The 17,109-nt window shown below is 63.3% G+C and carries 15 protein-coding genes and 1 pseudogene; 11 read left to right on the plus strand and 5 right to left on the minus strand.

The window, feature by feature from the left end; genetic code table 11:
* Window positions 1-35 precede the first annotated feature (35 nt).
* Both IVB54_RS18535 and IVB54_RS18540 read left to right on the plus strand, forming a co-directional pair.
* Window positions 36-429: pseudogene (locus tag IVB54_RS18535) on the plus strand (RidA family protein).
* 41 nt (window positions 430-470) lie between these two features.
* The gene (locus tag IVB54_RS18540) at window positions 471-1,175 is read left to right on the plus strand and encodes an L-2-amino-thiazoline-4-carboxylic acid hydrolase (RefSeq protein WP_018455069.1); all 705 of its coding nucleotides are present in this window, start codon (window positions 471-473) and stop codon (window positions 1,173-1,175) included.
* 326 nt (window positions 1,176-1,501) lie between these two features.
* On the opposite strand, the gene IVB54_RS18545 is transcribed toward IVB54_RS18540, so the two are convergent.
* The 4 genes from IVB54_RS18545 to IVB54_RS18560 form a co-directional block, all read right to left on the minus strand.
* Window positions 1,502-2,530, minus strand: coding sequence for an ABC transporter permease (locus IVB54_RS18545; RefSeq protein ID WP_026232870.1), 1,029 nt, complete (start codon window positions 2,528-2,530; stop codon window positions 1,502-1,504).
* Between the two features lie 12 nt (window positions 2,531-2,542).
* A complete protein-coding gene (locus IVB54_RS18550) occupies window positions 2,543-4,045 on the minus strand; it encodes a sugar ABC transporter ATP-binding protein (RefSeq protein ID WP_018455067.1) in 1,503 nt (500 codons plus the stop codon).
* Between the two features lie 6 nt (window positions 4,046-4,051).
* Window positions 4,052-5,074 carry a sugar ABC transporter substrate-binding protein gene (locus IVB54_RS18555; protein WP_247777429.1) on the minus strand — a complete coding sequence of 341 codons (1,023 nt, stop codon included), beginning with the start codon at window positions 5,072-5,074 and terminating at the stop codon, window positions 4,052-4,054.
* Window positions 5,075-5,215: 141 nt separating this feature from the next.
* Window positions 5,216-5,620: a globin gene (locus IVB54_RS18560; protein WP_018455065.1), complete on the minus strand. Its 405-nt coding sequence runs from the start codon at window positions 5,618-5,620 to the stop codon at window positions 5,216-5,218.
* A 476-nt stretch (window positions 5,621-6,096) separates the two neighbouring features.
* Between IVB54_RS18560 and IVB54_RS18565 the strand changes: the two genes are divergently transcribed.
* From IVB54_RS18565 to IVB54_RS18600, 8 genes are all read left to right on the plus strand, one after another.
* Window positions 6,097-6,471 (plus strand): DUF2946 family protein, encoded by a 375-nt coding sequence (locus IVB54_RS18565; RefSeq protein ID WP_026232869.1) that lies wholly within the window; start codon window positions 6,097-6,099, stop codon window positions 6,469-6,471.
* Window positions 6,472-6,555: 84 nt separating this feature from the next.
* On the plus strand, window positions 6,556-8,763 hold the full coding sequence (locus IVB54_RS18570) for a TonB-dependent receptor (protein WP_247777430.1): 2,208 nt from the start codon (window positions 6,556-6,558) through the stop codon (window positions 8,761-8,763).
* Window positions 8,764-8,885: 122 nt separating this feature from the next.
* Window positions 8,886-9,404 (plus strand): copper chaperone PCu(A)C, encoded by a 519-nt coding sequence (locus IVB54_RS18575; RefSeq protein ID WP_026232867.1) that lies wholly within the window; start codon window positions 8,886-8,888, stop codon window positions 9,402-9,404.
* A gap of 32 nt (window positions 9,405-9,436) precedes the next feature.
* On the plus strand, window positions 9,437-9,955 hold the full coding sequence (locus IVB54_RS18580) for a YcnI family protein (protein WP_018455060.1): 519 nt from the start codon (window positions 9,437-9,439) through the stop codon (window positions 9,953-9,955).
* Complete coding sequence (locus tag IVB54_RS18585) at window positions 9,955-11,517, plus strand: CopD family protein (RefSeq protein ID WP_018455059.1); 1,563 nt, start codon at window positions 9,955-9,957, stop codon at window positions 11,515-11,517. Before IVB54_RS18580 ends, IVB54_RS18585 begins: the two co-directional genes overlap by 1 nt.
* A gap of 153 nt (window positions 11,518-11,670) precedes the next feature.
* The gene (proS, locus tag IVB54_RS18590; RefSeq protein WP_018455058.1) at window positions 11,671-12,990 is read left to right on the plus strand and encodes a proline--tRNA ligase; all 1,320 of its coding nucleotides are present in this window, start codon (window positions 11,671-11,673) and stop codon (window positions 12,988-12,990) included.
* A gap of 90 nt (window positions 12,991-13,080) precedes the next feature.
* Window positions 13,081-14,361 (plus strand): lipoprotein-releasing ABC transporter permease subunit, encoded by a 1,281-nt coding sequence (locus IVB54_RS18595; RefSeq protein WP_018455057.1) that lies wholly within the window; start codon window positions 13,081-13,083, stop codon window positions 14,359-14,361.
* Between the two features lie 7 nt (window positions 14,362-14,368).
* Window positions 14,369-15,070: an ABC transporter ATP-binding protein gene (locus IVB54_RS18600; RefSeq protein WP_018455056.1), complete on the plus strand. Its 702-nt coding sequence runs from the start codon at window positions 14,369-14,371 to the stop codon at window positions 15,068-15,070.
* Between the two features lie 77 nt (window positions 15,071-15,147).
* Here the strand turns inward: IVB54_RS18600 and IVB54_RS18605 are convergent, their stop codons facing one another.
* Complete coding sequence (locus IVB54_RS18605) at window positions 15,148-16,227, minus strand: zinc-binding alcohol dehydrogenase family protein (RefSeq protein ID WP_018455055.1); 1,080 nt, start codon at window positions 16,225-16,227, stop codon at window positions 15,148-15,150.
* Window positions 16,228-16,334: 107 nt separating this feature from the next.
* Here IVB54_RS18605 and IVB54_RS18610 point away from each other — a divergent pair, with 107 nt between their 5' ends.
* Window positions 16,335-17,108 (plus strand): helix-turn-helix transcriptional regulator, encoded by a 774-nt coding sequence (locus tag IVB54_RS18610; RefSeq protein WP_018455054.1) that lies wholly within the window; start codon window positions 16,335-16,337, stop codon window positions 17,106-17,108.
* The last annotated feature ends 1 nt before the right edge of the window (window position 17,109 follow it).

Consider the following 17,109-nt stretch of genomic DNA (forward strand, 5'->3'; position numbering starts at 1 on the left):
CGGATACGGTCCGACCCGCAATCCGGAGAAACCTCGTGCCCCCAGCTCACCTCGTCAGCCACAATCCCGCAACAGTCCATGCGCCTGCCGGCGGCTACTGCATGGGACTTGAATTGACGCAGTATCGCCGCCTGTTGTTCATCAGCGGCCAGGTGCCGGAGAGACTCGACGGCACCGTGCCCGAAGGTTTCGAGGCGCAGTGCGAGCAGGCCTGGCGCAATTTGATCGAGGTGCTTGCTGCCGCCGGCCTTGGCATCGCGCATCTGGTCAAGGTCACCACAGTTCCTGACTGACCGCAATCAACTCGTGACCAACCGCTCCATTCGTCGCGCGATGCTGGGCGAACACCAGCCTGCGCTGACGGTCGTGATCGTCGAGACCGTCGACAGCAAATGGCTGCTGGAGATCGAGGCGATCGCCGCGGAGTGAACCAGCCGACTTTGCAATGAGCCAATCATATCGGGTGTCCCATGGCTGAGATCATCCATCCGTTTTACGAAGCGCATCGCGGTGCAATGGAGGCCGCCATGCGCGATCGGCTCGATTTGGCCGAAGCGATGTTGCGTGAGTGCGCGCAACTTTCCGAGATCGACGAGATCAGGCGCGAGGTGATGGACGAGTTCGAAATCGTGCTCATCCAAATGCCCTATGTCGGCGGCGCGGCAAGCCGCATGAGCGATTTCTTCATGCGTCTGATGGGTTTTATGGCCATCAGCCGGGTGCTGCGGCGCCACGGCGTGCCGGTGCCTGTGATCGGCGAGATCGAGCGGGAAACCTACAAGGCGCAATTGCTCACCGCGCCTGAAGCGGAGCGTCTCGCCTCAGGGCGTCAATTCATGTCGCCGGAGAACCAGGCCTTGCTGCGCGAGCAGGCGGCAAGAAGCGCGACTGAAAGCCATCAGACCGAATTTCCGGAAGATTTCGTCTACGATTTCGTCGAGCCTGATACGGGTGACAGTTTTGAGTTCGGCATCAACTACAAGGCTTGCGGCTTCTGCAAACTCGCGGCGCGCCATGGCGACAAGGACATTTTGCCGAACATCTGCGGGCTCGATTTCGTTGCCTACGCAGCGCGAGGCATCCGGCTGGAAAGGACACAGACGTTAGCGGGCGGTGCGAGCCACTGCAATTTCCGGTTCTCGCGGCTTGCGCCGGATGAGAAAGCGGAGAGCTAAGCCGCGTTCTCATGCTCCGCGATCGAGGTGAGGCTGGATTGCCCCTGCTGTCACGTCGTCATTGCGAGCGCAGCGAAGCAATCCAGAATCTTTCCGCGGCGGCAGCCTGGATTGCTTCGCTGCGCTCGCAATGACGGAGTTTGGGGAGCGACCCTGAGCCCATCCGCGCCCGCTGCCACGATGACATCCTGCTCCTGTTTTGCCCGACGAGTCAAATGCCGCCACGGTCGCAGCTACACAATTTCGGGTTTTTGTAAGTCGTTGAATTCCCTCACAGTCTCTACTGTGCATGGGGTTGTTTTCGCGCTTTTTGTTTTGAGGGGCGGCTATTCCACCGCTTTCTCCCTCAGCCGCTGCGCATAAACATTGATCACCAGCGCTGCCAGCAGGATCAGGCCGCGGATCAGGATTTTCAGGAAGCTGTCGATGTTGACGTGGTCGAGGCCGTTGTTGAGAACACCGAGAACGAAGAGACCGACGATGGTGTTGCCGATGCCGCCGCGGCCGCCGAACAGGCTGGTGCCGCCGACGACGACGGCAGCGATGGAGTCGAGCAGATAGGTGTCGAACTCGTTCTGCTGCGCGCTGCCGAAATGAGCGACACCGAGCATGCCGCCGATCCCGGAGCACACCGCCGAAATGACCATCACCGCGCCGAGGATGAGCTTGACGTTAAGGCCGGAATATTCGGCCGCCTCGCGGTTGCCGCCGACCATGTAGACGTAGCGGCCGAAGCGCGTGTAGGTCAGCACCAGATGTCCCAAGAGCAGCATGATCGCGGCGACGATGACGATCCATGGGATGCCGCCGATCGAACCCGAGCCGAGCGTGGTGATCACGCCGGGCACCTTGTAGGCGATCTGGCCGCGCACCAGCAGCGCCGAGATGCCGGCCGCGATCTGCATCATCGCTAGGGTCATGATGAAGGAGGGGATGCCGATCACGGTCAGCCCCAGCGCATTGACGAGGCCGAGCAACGCGCAGAGCAAAATGGCCAGCAGGATCGCCGCGGCGCCGGGCAGGGGAATGTTGGGAATGTTGACGTAGGATTCCTGGAGCGTGAAGTAGGCGACCGCGATGCCCGTGACGTTGGCGATGCTGGCGATCGAGAGGTCGATCTCCGCGCAGAGGATCACGAAGGTGAGGCCGACGGCGATGATGCCTGTGACGGAGACCTGCGTCAGGATGTTGCCGAGATTGTCCAGCGTCGCGAACGACGGACTGGCCAGCGCGAAGAAGCCGGACAGGAAGATCAGCGTCAGGAACGGGGCGATGTTGCGCATCTGCGAGCGCAGGAAGGGCGCAAGCCCTCGCGTCCGCTGCCCCGCCGCCAAAGCCGTGTCACTGCTTGCCATGGTGCTTCTCCGTCACGCCGCTTCCAGCAGGCGGTCCTTGCTGACCGGCTCGTTCTTGAATTCGCGCACCAATGCGCCGCGCTTGAGCACCAGGATGCGGTCGGCCAGCGACAGCACCGTTTCCGGCTCGGTCGACAGCACGATGATCGCGAGCCCCCTGGCGCGGAGATCACGGACGATGTTGATGACGTCGTTCTTGGCGCCGACATCCATGCCGCGAGTGGGCTCGCAGAGCACCAGCAGTTTTGGCGGATAGGTCAGCCATTTCGCCAGCGCGACTTTCTGTTGGTTGCCGCCGGAGAGCATGCCGAGATCGAGGCCGACCACGGGCGGCCTGATCTGGAGCTGCTCGACCTGGCGCTTTGCGATGTCGCGCTCCTGCGCCGGCTTGAGCAGCAACGCCGAGATGCGATCGAGGATGCTGATCGAGATGTTCTTGTAAACCGGCTCCTGGTGAAACAGCATCGCGCGCCGGCTCTCCGGCACCAGCGCCACCCCGGCGCGCCGCGCCGCCGCCGTGCTCGCGAAGGTCTTGGGCTTGCCCTCGACAGCGAGCGTGCCGCCGTCCGGCTTCAGCTTGCCGAACAAGATGCGCGACAGCTCCTGCTGGCCGCAGCCCATGAAGCCGTAGATGCCGAGCACTTCGCCGGCGCGCGCCTCGAAGGAGATGTCCTTCAGGCTGCGGGCCAGCGACAGCTGGTCGACCCTTAGGACAACCGAGCTGTCGCTCGGTTGGGGCAGCATCAAATCGTCGCTGTAGCTGTGCTCGAGCGCTTCGCCGCCGCGGCCGATCATGGCCTCGATCAGCGCGCCCTTGTTGGTCGCGGCACTTGCCGTCTCCGCGACCTTCCGCCCGTTGCGGAACACGGTGACCGTGTCGGACACGCGCAAGATGTCCTCGATGAAATGCGAGATGAAGACGATCGCCGTGCCTTCCTCGCGCAGGCGCCGCAGGGTCGCGAACAATCGCTCGACCTCGGGCGGAGAGAGGGCGGACGTCGGCTCGTCCAGGATGACGATGCGCGCGCCGGAGAACAGCACGCGCGCGATCTCGATCAGCTGCTGCAGCCCAATCGGGAGGTCGCCGAGCCTGCTCATCGGATCGACGTCGATGCCGAAGCGGGCGAGCTGCTCGCCGGCCTCCCGCGCCATCCGCCGCCATTGCACGAGGCCGAGGGCGTTGGTCGGCTGGTTGCCCAGAAACACGTTCTCCGCAACCGTGAGGTCGGGCGCGACGGAGAGCTCCTGGTGCACCATGGCGATGCCGGCGCTGTGGGCATCGCGGGCCGACCGGAAATGCATCTCCTGTCCGTCGATCAGGAAGCGGCCGGAGAATTCGGTGTGCACGCCGGCGATGATCTTCATCAGCGTGCTTTTTCCCGCGCCGTTCTCGCCGACGAGACCATGGATCTCGCCGGGTGAAAGCGCGAAGTCGACACCACGAAGCGCCTCGACGCCGCCGAAGCTCTTCGTGATGCCCTGCAGTTCCAGAATGGGTGAACGATCCTCTCGCATGGAGGCTCAGATCAGGAAATGATCCTGCATCCACTGCATGCCGGCGGCGTTGGCCTTGGTCACGACCGGACCGTCGGTGACGACGTTCTTCGGGATGCCCTGTCCGCTCTTTTCGCCGCCGGGCACGGCGGAGACGCCCGCAATGATGGCGCCGCCATGAATGCGGCAGGACGGATTGCGCACGGTGGCGAACATGCGGCCTTCGCTGACCGCCTGGATCGCCGGCGGCATCGCATCCACACCGCCGATCAGGATGTTGGTGCGGCCCCGCGCCTTCATGATGTTGGCGGCGGCGAGCGCCATGTCGTCATTGTGGAAGAACGCCGCGTCGATCTGCGGATACTTCGTCAGGTAGGTTTCCCAGAGACGCGCGGTCTTCGACACATCCCAGTCGGCCGGCTGGGTGTCGAGCACCTCGATCCCAGGGAATTGCTTCACGACGTTGTTGAAGCCCTTGGCGCGGCCCTGCGCGCCGGTGTGGCCGAGGGCTCCTTGCGTCATGATGATCTTGCCCTTGCCGCCCATGGCGTTGCACAGCGCCTGCGTCACCGAGGCGCCCATGAACTCGTTATCGGGGGCGAGGAAGGAGTGGACGTTGATCTGGTCGAGCGGCGCAATCAGCGTGTCCATGTCGATCACGGGCGTGCCGGCGTCGATCATCTTCTGCACCGGCTGGGTGAGCGTGCCGATGCCAAAAGCCTGGATCGCGACGAAGTCCCATTTCTGCGAGGCCATGTTGTCGATCGCCGCGCGCTGCTTCACGGCATCGAGCTGGCCGTCGAACCAGGTGACCTCGACATTGAACAGCTTGCCCCAGAATTCCGCGGCCTGCTTGCCCTGCGCGCACCAGGTCGCCTGGAGGCCCGCGTTGGAGAACGCCGCCTTCAGCGGCTTCTCGCTTCGTCCGACTTCGGCTGCAAGGGCGGGGTTTATGCCTATGCTGCCGAGGATGGCAGTCGCGGCGCCGGCGGTTGCTGCCGCCTGAAGAAGATCGCGCCTCGTCGTCGAGAAATCTTTCGTCCCGGACATCGCTCGCTCCCATACAATTCTATCTCGGCGCGTCATTGATTGCGCGACCGATGTTCGAAAGTGTCTCACAAGAGTTGGTACCACTCAATCCGCAATCAACGGCGGGGTCGCCGCGAGCCCGTGTTGGTGCAGCGCAAAGCGTCAGGCCGGGGCGCCGGCGAACGCGTCGATCTCGATGAGCAATCGGTCCCATGCCTGCGCCATGTCCGGCGACCATTCATCGCGGAGAAGATCGCGCAGCGTATCCCTGATGACGGTGAAGAAGGCGATGAACAGCTCGCGCGGCGTGCCGTAGCCATCGTGCGATACGACCTCGCATGTGATCAGCCGGAATTGCCCGCGGCGATCACCGGCGAAGTCGAGAATGGCCTCGATCGTGAGAGCCAGCATCGATCCCATCACGAGTTCGCTGCCTTGGGTGCGGAACATCGCCCGCGTTTCGGGATGCTGTTCGAACAGCCGTTGATAGACGTGTGGCGTGAGATCGGTGCAGCGCGAGGCTGCAAGTTCAAAGCTCTGTTCGATCGGATTGGGAGAAGCATTCATCGGTGCTTTAGCCCCGCAGACAAAAAAAGAGCGGGGCCCTAGCCCCGCTCGAAAATTGTGTCGACCCTATTATCCCCGATTCTAAGATTTGATCTTGATTGGCGGGGCGACGCTGCATTTTGCGCGTCAGGGGCTCCTCCCGAGACTTGGACCACCAGACTTCGACCTCGCGGCCAGCCTGAGCAAAAGGATGCTAGATCAACTTTTCTCACTTGTCATCATTTTCGGCAACGAATGTTCAAAATTCGAGCAATTGACGAAATGATCGGACGGCCGGCCGCATAAGTGTATGACAAATATAAGAAATCTGTGGATGGGCCAGGTCTCGACTGCCTCAAATCCCGGAGGTCCCCTCCCTTGGGCCGGCCGGACCACAGTTTCCGGGGAATTTGCGCGGGACCAAGAAGGCGGCGGAACCGGGCTCGACTTGGCCATCCGCCGGTGTTTAGTTAGTAGACGAACAAACGGTTCGGCGGATGCGCGCACGGCTGCAAAAATTCCTACCTCTGGTCCTGCTTGCCCTAGTTATGCAGGTGCTGGCGCCGATTGCCGCCTGTCTGGCGGCCGGCCAGGCCGTGGCCGATCCGCTGTCCGCCGCCGTCATCTGCCACAGCGCAGGCGAGCAAGGCGGGCTGAACGATCCGGCGGGTACGCCGGTCGCACATGCCGGTACGTGTGCCCTCTGTTGCCTGGCGCAGGTGGGCGCGTCGCCCGATTCGCCGCCGCACGCCGAACTCTCCGTTCCCTTGCGCCACGCCCAGCGCGTGGTGTGGCACGCGGCGGAGGCATTCGCCGGCGCGGCCCATAAGGGTACAAACGCCCAGGCGCGCGCCCCGCCTCAATTTTCCTGACGACTCTCGTGATCGCCGCGGTCCGCCGCAGGCGATTGATGCTGTCGAATGGCCGGAGAGAAAGCCCGGCGTCAGGAATGCCCCATGTTACGTTGTCATGCCCGCCTTGGCGTGAGCGTCGTTGCCATTCAGGCCGCGCTGCTTGCGTCGTCGAGCGGAGCCTTTGCCCAAGACAGCAGCGCAGTGCTGCCGCCGATCACGGTTGAGGCGCCTCACCAGAAGCGTACGCCGGCGGTCCGACCGCCACGCAATTCTGCGCGATCGGCCCGCATCACCCGAAGCCTGCGAACGACCCCATCACCGCAGGAAACCGTGAGCGACCAGAGTGCAGGGGCTCCGGGTGCCCTGACGGTTCTGACTGCTCAACAAGCGCTGGCGGAAATTGACCAGACTCCGGGCGGCGTGGCGCTCGTCTCGGCCGATGCCTACAGGAACTCGACGCCGTCCAACACGATCAAGGATGTTCTGGATTACGTGCCCGGCGTGTACGCCCAGCCCAAATGGGGCGACGACACCCGTCTTTCGATTCGCGGATCCGGCCTGTCGCGCAATTTTCATCTGCGCGGCGTGCAGCTCTATATGGACGGCATTCCGATCAACACCGCGGATGGCTATGGCGATTTCCAGGAGATTGATCCGAGCGCCTACAAATATGTCGAAGTCTTCAAGGGCGGCAATGCGCTTCAGTTTGGCGCCAATTCGCTGGGGGGCGCGATCAACTTTGTGACCCCGACTGGCCGCGACTCGTTTCCGAACGGTGTATCCTTCGATGTCGGAGGATTCGGCTACAAACGACTTCAGGCGAACGCGGGAGGCGTCAACGGGCGGTGGGATGGTTTCGTGACCGCTTCCGCGCAGGCCGCAGACGGATTTCGCGATCACAGCTTCGGCTCGAGCAACCGTTTGAGCGGTAATGTGGGCTATCAGTTCTCCGCGGATGTCGAGACACGGTTCTACCTCAATGCCAACGAGGTGCGGCAGCGAATTCCGGGTACCGTGACCAAGACGTCCGCTTTGACCAATCCGGAAGCTGCTGCACCGGCGAATGTTGCGATGGATCAGCAGCGCAATATCGACACTGTCAGGCTCGCCAACAAAACCACCGTTCGTTTCGATGACACCAAAGTCGAATTCGGCGCCTTTGGCGTCGATCGGCATTTGATGCATCCGATTTTCCAGTGGCTGGACTACCGTTGCAAGGACTACGGCGGATTCGCGAAGATCACGGATGACCGCACCATTGGCGGCTTCCGCAACAGGTTGGTCGCGGGCGTCCAGGTGCTGAACGGCAGCATCGACAACCAGCAGTTCGCCAACATCGGCGGGAGGAAGGGCGCTCTGCTTTCTTCCTCGATCGATCGGTCGGAGAACACCTCCGCCTATATCGAAGACAGCTTCTACGTCCTTCCAAATCTTGCATTGATCGGCGGCACGCAATTTCTGTACGCGACCCGTAATCGGCAGGATCGTTTCCTCAGCGACGGGGATCAATCGGGGGCGACGCGCTTTAATCTCTGGTCGCCGAAAAGCGGTCTGTTGTGGCAAATCGATCCGGCTTGGCAGGCCTTCGCCAATGTCTCGCGGAGTGCCGAGGTGCCGAGCTTCGGCGAAAGCGCGATCGGTCTCGGCATTCCGACGATCCCGTTCACCAGCATCCGCCCGCAGATTGCGACCACGTACGAAATCGGGACTCGCATGAAGCGATCTGATTATGCCTGGGAACTGACGGCCTACCGGGCCAACATTCGCGACGAATTGCAATGCCTCTATAGTGCTTTCGGCAATTGCAATGTGACCAATGCCGACCGCACCATCCATCAGGGCGTCGAGGCCGGCGCGGGCGCAGCCATCTTTCGTGGCATCTTCGTCAATGGCCCGGCGCCGGACAAGATCTGGCTAAATGTCGCCTATTCCTTCAACGACTTCCGCTTCGACAAAGATCCGATCTTCGGAAACAATCGATTGCCGGGAGCCCCAACTCACTATTTGCGCACGGAGCTTCTCTACAAGCACCCTACCGGTTTCTATGTTGGACCCAACGTAGAATGGGTGCCACAGGCCTACTTCGTCGACAGCATGAACACGCTGACGACAGAGCCTTACGCCCTGTTGGGATTGAAAGCCGGATTCGACAATGGCGGCCCGATGTCTGCCTACATCGAGGGGCGCAATCTCACCAACAAGACCTACATAGCCAGCGCCAGCATCATCGATCGAGCGACGGCGACGTCAGCATTGTTTGAGCCGGGTACTGGAAGAGCAGTATACGCTGGAATGAGGTATCGATGGTGACGCTCTATGCTCGGCTCCGCGGCAGGCCCGCATTCCGAATGCCGATGCTGACGGCGGCGGAAAGTGATCGCAAGAATGCAGGGCCATTCTTGGCCCGATCAATCGAGAAAGAGGCAATCAACATGAAGAATATCGGACGAACTCTCCTTGCGATTTCAGTGTTGCTGACCGCCTGTGCCGTCGCGCAGGCCGAGGACATCAAGGCCGGCGATCTCGTCATCTCGCAACCGTGGAGCCGGGCGACGCCGGGCGGCGCCAAGGTCGCCGGCGGCTATCTCACCATCGAGAACAAGGGCACAGTGGCCGACAAGCTGGTCAGCGTTTCCGCGGATATCGCGGGGAAGGCCGAGGTTCACGAGATGGCGATGGAGAACGGCGTGATGAAGATGCGCCTGCTCGACAAGGGCCTGGTGATCGATCCCGGCAAGACGGTGAAGTTCGCCCCCGGCGGCTACCACCTCATGCTCCAGGAGCTGAAGGGCCCCTTCAAGCAGGGCGACAAGGTGCCAGTGACGCTTCAGTTCGAGAAGGCCGGCAAGGTCGCCGTTTCCCTCGACGTCCAGGGCGTCGGCGCGCAGGCGCCCGGCGACAGTGGGCACATGATGAAGAAAATGCCTGATCATTCTGGAATGAAGATGTGACGAGCATGATCTGGACCTTTGGGAGATCCAATATGTCGAAGCGAACCTGGCTGATTGTTCTGAGCGTATTTGCGGCAACGCCAGCGACTGCGCACGTCTTCCTCGAAGGCAAGCAGGCAACCGTGGGGGGATCGTACAAGGCCGTCTTCGCTGTCCCGCACGGTTGCGCCGGCTCGCCCACGGTGAAAATCCGGGTGCAGATCCCGGAAGGCGTGATCGCGGTGAAACCGATGCCGAAGGCGGGCTGGAGTGTTGACGTGGTCGAGGGCAAATATGCCAGCGAATACGACTATCACGGCAACAAGCTTTCGTCCGGCGTCAAGGAGGTGACCTGGTCCGGCGGTAAGCTGCCGGACAAGAACTATGACGAGTTCGTCATGCACACGGCCCTGACCGACACGCTCAAACCGAACACAATCCTGTACTTCCCCGTCGTCCAGGAATGCGAGACCGGCGTCAGCCGCTGGATCGAGATCCCCGCGGAGGGGGCAGGGCATTCGCACGAGGGCAAGTCACCGGCGCCGGGCGTAAAACTTCTGCCAAAACCCTGATGCGCCTGCTCGCCGCGCTGGCGACGCTGCTTCTCGTTGTCGGCTTCGCGACCGGCGCCTCGGCGCACGCGGCGCTCGTCGCGGTCGAGCCGGCGAGCGGCAGCATGCTCGCGAGCGCGCCGAAGGCGGTGGAGTTGCGCTTCAATGAGACAGTGACGCCGGGCGCGATCCGGCTGATCGACGGCGCGGGCAGGGCGCGGGATGATGTGCGCGTCAACGCATCGGGCGAGACCATCTCGGTCGCGATGCCGATGGACATGCCGCAGGGCACGGCGGTCGTCAGCTATCGCGTGATCTCGCAGGACGGCCATCCCGTTACGGGATCGGTGATCTTCTCTATCGGCACGCCGACGGGGACGCAACCTCCCGCAAACGCCGATCGCGGATTGAACGTGCTGATCTGGCTGGCGCGGGTCGGTCTCTATCTTGGCCTCTTCGTCGGCGTCGGCGGCGCGTTCTTTGCGCGCTGGGTTGCGTGGTCGATGACGGGCATAACCGTCCCGCGTGTGGCGCTCGCCATCGGTCTCCCGAGCGCGGTGGTGTCCCTTGGCGTGTTGGGGCTTGATCTCCTCGGGCTACCGTTGTCGGCTCTCGCGACGATGGCTCCCTGGAAAGTGGCATTCGGGACCAGCGCGGGCCCCGCCTTGCTCGTGGCCGTCGCTGCAATGCTGTTCGCATTGCTGGCGCTAGGCAGCGCGTGGTGCGCGCGCGCTCTGACCATTATTGCCTTCGTCGGCGTCGGCTTGTCGCTGGCAATGACCGGGCACGCCGCTACGGCACCGCCCGAACTGTTGACCCGGCCGGCAATCTTTCTCCATGGTCTTGGTGTTGCCTTCTGGATTGGAGCCCTCGCACCGCTGGTCGCCCTGTTATCGAAGCGGCCCGCCGTGGCATTGCCTGTCGTGAACCGCTTCTCTCGCCTCGCCGCGCCGGTCGTTGGTGTTCTCGCATTGACCGGCCTCGCGCTCGCCATCGTCCAGCTTGAGGATCCGTCTGCATTGGTCGAGACCCGCTACGGGCTCATCCTCTCGATCAAGCTCGCGCTGGTCCTCGTGCTGTTGGCGCTTGCCGCGCTCAACCGCTTCCGCCTGACCCCGGCGCTCGCGGGAGATCACAAGGCTGCGCCGGCCCTGAAGCGCTCGATCGTGATCGAATGCGCCATCGCGCTCGGCATCTTCGCCGTGGTCGCCGGCTGGCGCTTCACGCCGCCGCCGCGGACGATCGTTCCGGAGACCCCGCTGGCGATCCACATCCACACCGACAGGGCGATGTTTCAGATCCTGGTCTCGCCGGGTAAGGCGGGTATCGACGATTTCGTGCTGCAGCTCATCACTGGCGAGGGGGCGGTGCTGGAGGCCAAGGAGGTGACGCTGACGCTGAGCCTGCCCGAACGCGGCATCGAGCCGATGGAGCGGAACGCCTCGCTCGGGCCGGACAGCTACTGGCACGTGCGCAAGGTCGAGCTGCCCTTTGCGGGCCGCTGGCATGTGCGGATCGACGCGCTGGTGAGCGATTTCGAGAAGATCACGCTGGAGGACGAGCTTGAGGTGGCGGCGCCCTGAATCGGGCTCTTCGGCACATCACGTCGAATCTGAAGTCGACGGAAAAATGACAGGAATTCCGCTGTGTTAGCGGGTTTTCCTCATTCCCGGTCTTGTGTTTTGGCTCCCAATCCGGTTTCACTGCAAGTCATCACTGATTCCTCGAGTATTGCCATGCGGTTGTCGCGGTTCTTTCTGCCCATTCTGAAGGAAAATCCGAAAGAGGCGGAGATCGTCTCGCATCGGCTGATGCTGCGTGCCGGCATGATCCGGCAGGAGGCCGCCGGCATCTATGCCTGGCTGCCGCTCGGCTTCCGCGTCTTGAAGAAGATCGAGCAGATCGTGCGCGAGGAGCAGGACCGCTCCGGCGCGCTGGAACTGTTGATGCCGACGCTCCAGCTCGCTGACCTCTGGCGCGAGAGCGGCCGCTACGATGCCTATGGCCCCGAGATGCTGCGCATCGCCGACCGGCACAAGCGTGAGCTGCTGTATGGCCCGACCAACGAGGAAATGATCACCGAGATCTTCCGCGCCTATGTGAAGTCCTACAAGAGCCTGCCGCTGAATCTCTATCATATTCAATGGAAATTCCGCGACGAGCAGCGTCCGCGCTTCGGCGTGATGCGCGGCCGCGAGTTCCTGATGAAGGACGCCTATTCATTCGACCTCAACGAGGCCGCGGCGCGCGTCGCCTACAACAAGATGTTCGTCGCGTATTTGCGCACCTTCGCGCGGATGGGGCTGAAGGCGATCCCGATGCGCGCCGAGACCGGCCCGATCGGCGGCGATCTCAGTCATGAGTTCATTGTGCTGGCCGAGACCGGCGAATCCGGCGTGTTCATCAATCGCGACGTGCTGGACCTGCCGGTGCCGGGCGAGGACGTCGACTATGAGAGCGATTTGACGCCGATCATCAAGCAATGGACGTCGGTCTATGCGGCGACGGAAGACGTTCACGACGCCGCGCGCTTCGAGCAGGAAGTGCCCGCGGACAAGCGGGTGAACACCCGCGGTATCGAGGTCGGGCAGATCTTCTATTTCGGCACGAAGTATTCCGAGGCGATGAAGGCGCTGGTGGCAGGCCCCGACGGTGTCGACGTGCCGATCCACGGCGGCTCCTACGGCGTCGGCGTCTCGCGCCTGCTCGGCGCCATTATCGAGGCCTGCCATGACGATGCCGGCATCAAATGGCCGGAGGCCGTTGCCCCGTTCCGCGTGTCGATTCTCAACCTCAAGCAGGGCGATGCCGCGGTCGATGCGGCCTGCGAGAAGCTCTATGCGGAGCTGTCCGCCAAGTGCGTCGACGTGCTCTACGACGACACCGAACAGCGCGCCGGAGCCAAATTCGCCGCCGCCGACCTGATCGGCATTCCGTGGCAGATCATGATCGGGCCGAAAGGGCTCGCCGACGGCAAGGTCGAGCTCAAGCGGCGAAGTGACGGCGCCCGCGAGACCATGTCGCCTGCGGACGCGGTCGCAAGACTTGTGGGCTGATAAGGCTGGTCGGCTGAATATTGTTCATCGCCCGAGATCGCGGCCGCCAATCCGGCCACATTTGACCCCGAATCATGGGACTATCGAGCGATGGATGAGACCATGACCGAAACTGTTCAAACCGCGCCTTTTGCACCATTCGAGTGGATGCTGTCGGGGCGCTACCTACGGGCGCGCCGCAAGGAGGGATTCATCTCGGTCATCGCCGGGTTCTCCTTCCTCGGCATCATGCTGGGCGTGGCGACACTGATTATCGTCATGGCCGTCATGAACGGCTTCCGCAAGGAGTTGCTCGACAAGATACTCGGGCTCAACGGCCACATCCTGGTCCAGCCGCTGGAATCGCCGCTGACCGACTGGAAGGACGTCGCCGACCGCCTCAGTCAGGTCCAGGGCATTCGGCTCGCAGCGCCCGTGGTGGATGGCCAGGCGCTGGCGTCATCGCCGTGGAACGCCTCCGGCGTCCTGGTGCGCGGCATCCGCTCCGACGACCTCAACAACCTCACCTCGATCGCCAAGAACATCAAGCAGGGCTCGCTCGAGGGCTTCGATGACGGGCAGGGGGTCGCGATCGGCCGGCGCCTCGCTGACCAGCTGTCGCTGCACGCCGGCGACAGCATCACGCTGGTGGCGCCTAAGGGCGCGGTCACGCCGATGGGCACGACACCGCGCATCAAGCCGTACAAGATCGCCGCGGTGTTCGAGATCGGCATGTCCGAGTATGATCTCGGCTTCGTGTTCATGCCGCTCGCGGAGGCGCAGGCCTATTTCAACCGCAGCAACGACGTCACCTCGATCGAGGTCTTCACCACCAATCCGGATCAGATCGTCGCGTTCCGCCAGGCCGTGACGGAGGCGGCGGGCCGGCCGGTGTTTCTGGTGGACTGGCGGCAGCGCAACTCGACCTTCTTCAACGCGCTCCAGGTCGAACGCAACGTGATGTTCCTGATCCTCACCATGATCGTGCTGGTCGCCGCGCTCAACATCGTTTCCGGCCTGATCATGCTGGTGAAGGACAAGGGCAGCGACATCGCGATCCTGCGGACCATGGGGGCCTCGCAAGGCTCGATCATGCGCATCTTCCTGATCACGGGCGCCTCGATCGGCGTGGTCGGTACGATGGTCGGCTTCATCGTCGGGCTGGTGATCTGCCTGAACATCGAATCGATCAGGCAATTCCTGTCCTGGCTGACCAGCACCGAACTGTTTTCGCCAGAGCTATATTTCCTGTCGAAGCTGCCCGCCGAGATCGACATCGGCGAGACCTCGGCCGTCGTGATCATGGCGCTGACGCTGTCGTTCCTGGCGACGCTGTATCCGTCCTGGCGCGCCGCGCGCCTCGATCCCGTCGAAGCGCTGCGGTACGAGTGAGGGGCTGATGGAGCAGCAGGGGGCGGAAGATGTACCGGTCATTTATCTCCACGAGATAAAGCGACAGTACTTGCAGGGCGAGGTGCCGCTGACGATCCTCGACGGCGCCAAGCTCGCGCTGTGGGCGGGGCAGTCCGTCGCGCTGGTGGCGCCGTCAGGCTCGGGCAAGTCGACGCTGCTGCACATCGCGGGTCTGTTGGAAGCGCCTGATTCCGGCGAGGTCTACGTCAATGGCGCGCCGACCTCGCAACTGCCCGACATCGAGCGCACCCAGCTTCGCCGCACCGACATCGGCTTTGTCTACCAGTCCCACCGGCTGTTGCCGGAGTTCTCGGCGCTGGAGAACGTCATGCTGCCGCAGATGATCCGCGGCCTCAAGAAATCCGAGAGCGTCAAGCGCGCCAAGGAGATCCTTGGCTATCTCGGCCTCGGCGAGCGCATCACGCACCGTCCGTCCGAGCTGTCGGGCGGCGAGCAGCAGCGCGTTGCAATCGCGCGCGCGGTGGCCAATGCTCCGCGGGTGCTGTTTGCGGACGAGCCGACCGGCAATCTCGATCCGCACACCGCTGACCACGTCTTCCAGGCCCTGATGCAGCTCGTCAAGGCGACCAAGGTCTCGATGCTGATCGCGACCCACAACATGGAGCTCGCCGGCCGGATGGACCGCCGCGTGTCGCTGTCGAACGGCCAGGTGGTCGAGCTCGAGTAAAAACCGCGAAAACAACCCCATGCACAGTAGCCAAGTGCTTGGGCGCACTGACGAAAAAAATGGTGCTCCCGGGAGGTTCAAGGCCGGATCACCGTCAATTTGAACGGCCCGCCATTGGCTGCGGCATGGGCTACCGCCTCATTGGCGTGGTCGAGGTCGAAGGCCGTGGCCTCGTACTCCTCCAGCCTCAGCAGTCCCGCGCGCACCAGCGCGATCAGGCGGCTTGCCGCATCCGGCGGATACATCCAGACGCCGTGGATGCTGATGCAGTTGCGCATGATCCAGGGGTAGGGCAGCTCGAGGCCAGCGCCGCCGGCCATGCCGACGCCACCCATCAGCACGACGCGGCCATTGGGGCGCACCGTCATGATCGCCGCGCGCACCACATTCGTGCTCACCGAGGGCGGCATGATGTCGAGCACGCAGTCGATCGGCCCGGGCGCCGCACGCTTCATGCTCTCGCGGTCGTGATCCTCGTTGCCGGAGAGTTTGACCGGCTTCACGCGATCGCCGAAACGGCGGACGAGGTCGGCCAAGATCTTGTCGTTGCGGCCGGGCGCGACCACGCAGGCCGCGCCCATCGCGAGCGCGACGGAGACGGCTGCGCTGCCGAAATTGCCGGTGGCCCCGCTCACCAGCACGGTCTCGCCGGGCTGAAGGCTGGCGGCGAGAAAGCCGCCATAGGGCACCAGCAGCGTCCCCAGCGCGCACCATCGCGTGGCGTCCTCCGACGCGATCGTGCCAAGCCGTTTGACGTTCTCCGTCGGCACCCGCATCTGCTCGGCGAACGAGCCATGGCGAAAATGCTGTTGCAGGCGCATGGCGCCGGCACCGGGGGCAGTGAGTCCTTGCAGGGCAATGTCGGGCGCTGCGGCGTCGTCGCGCGAGCGCACCGTCGGGTCGCAGAACACCCAGTCGCCAACGCTGAGCTTGGTTGCGTCCGGGCCGATGGCGCGTACCCGGCCGATGCCGCCTGGCCCCGGGATGATCGGCAGGTCGAGGGCATAGTTGCGTGCCCCGCTGAAGACCTCGTTCATGTAGGACAGCACCCGCGTTGCGATGACGTCCACGATGACCTCGCCCGTGCCGAGCACAGGGTCCGCGGCTTCCTCAATCGCAAGCGGCGATCCAAATGATTTCAATACGGCAGCTTTCATGATCTCACCTCAAAGTGGGTTGAAGCCCATATGCGCCGCCTTTCCAGGCCCAGGAAGGCCTGGTATTATCCTAGTATTCCCCAAGCCCTCCATCGAGGCACGTCACCATGGCCGACCCACGCCGCGTCGAATTCGGCGACTTCCTCAGGTCCCGCCGCGAAAAGCTGTCGCCGAAGACGGTCGGGCTTCCCGCGGGCCGGCGGCGTCGCACGGCGGGCCTGCGCCGCGAAGAGGTGGCGCAGCTCGCCGGCATCGGCGTCGACTGGTACATCCGCCTCGAGCAGGGCCGCACCGTCAGCCCCTCGGTCACCACCGTGGATGCGCTGGCGCGAGCGTTGCGCCTCAGCAAGACCGAGCACGCCCATCTCAAGGCACTTGCGCGCGACGGCGATAGGCGCGCGTTCACGCGCGAGATCGTGCCGCCCCCCGTTCGGCGGATGATCGAGAGCCTGGCGCAGCCGGCCTATGTCACGGGGCGGCGCTGGGACGTGCTGGCCTGGAACGCGGCGGCCGAGGAGATCTTCGGGTTCGGACAATTGCCCGAGCAGGACCGCAACACGCTGCTGCTGGTCATGACGAACAAGCAGACGCGAAAATTCTACGGTGCCGGCTGGGCTGACATCGCCAAGAGCATGGTCGCGATGTTTCGCGCCACTCACGACGTCTGGGCCGGCGATCCCGCCTTTACGGAATTGCTGACGCGGCTGCGCCAGGGCAGTCCGGAATTCGTCAAATGGTGGGAGGCGCACGAGATCCGCAGCACTGCCGCGGGCCTCAAGATCATGAACCATCCGACCAAGGGCGTGCTCCGGTTCGAGCACACGAGCTTTCAGGCCAATGACGATCCGGCGCTGAAGCTCGTGATCTACACGCCGGTGTAGA

This window comes from Bradyrhizobium sp. CW1 (assembly GCF_023100665.1).
Lineage (GTDB): Bacteria > Pseudomonadota > Alphaproteobacteria > Rhizobiales > Xanthobacteraceae > Bradyrhizobium > Bradyrhizobium canariense_D.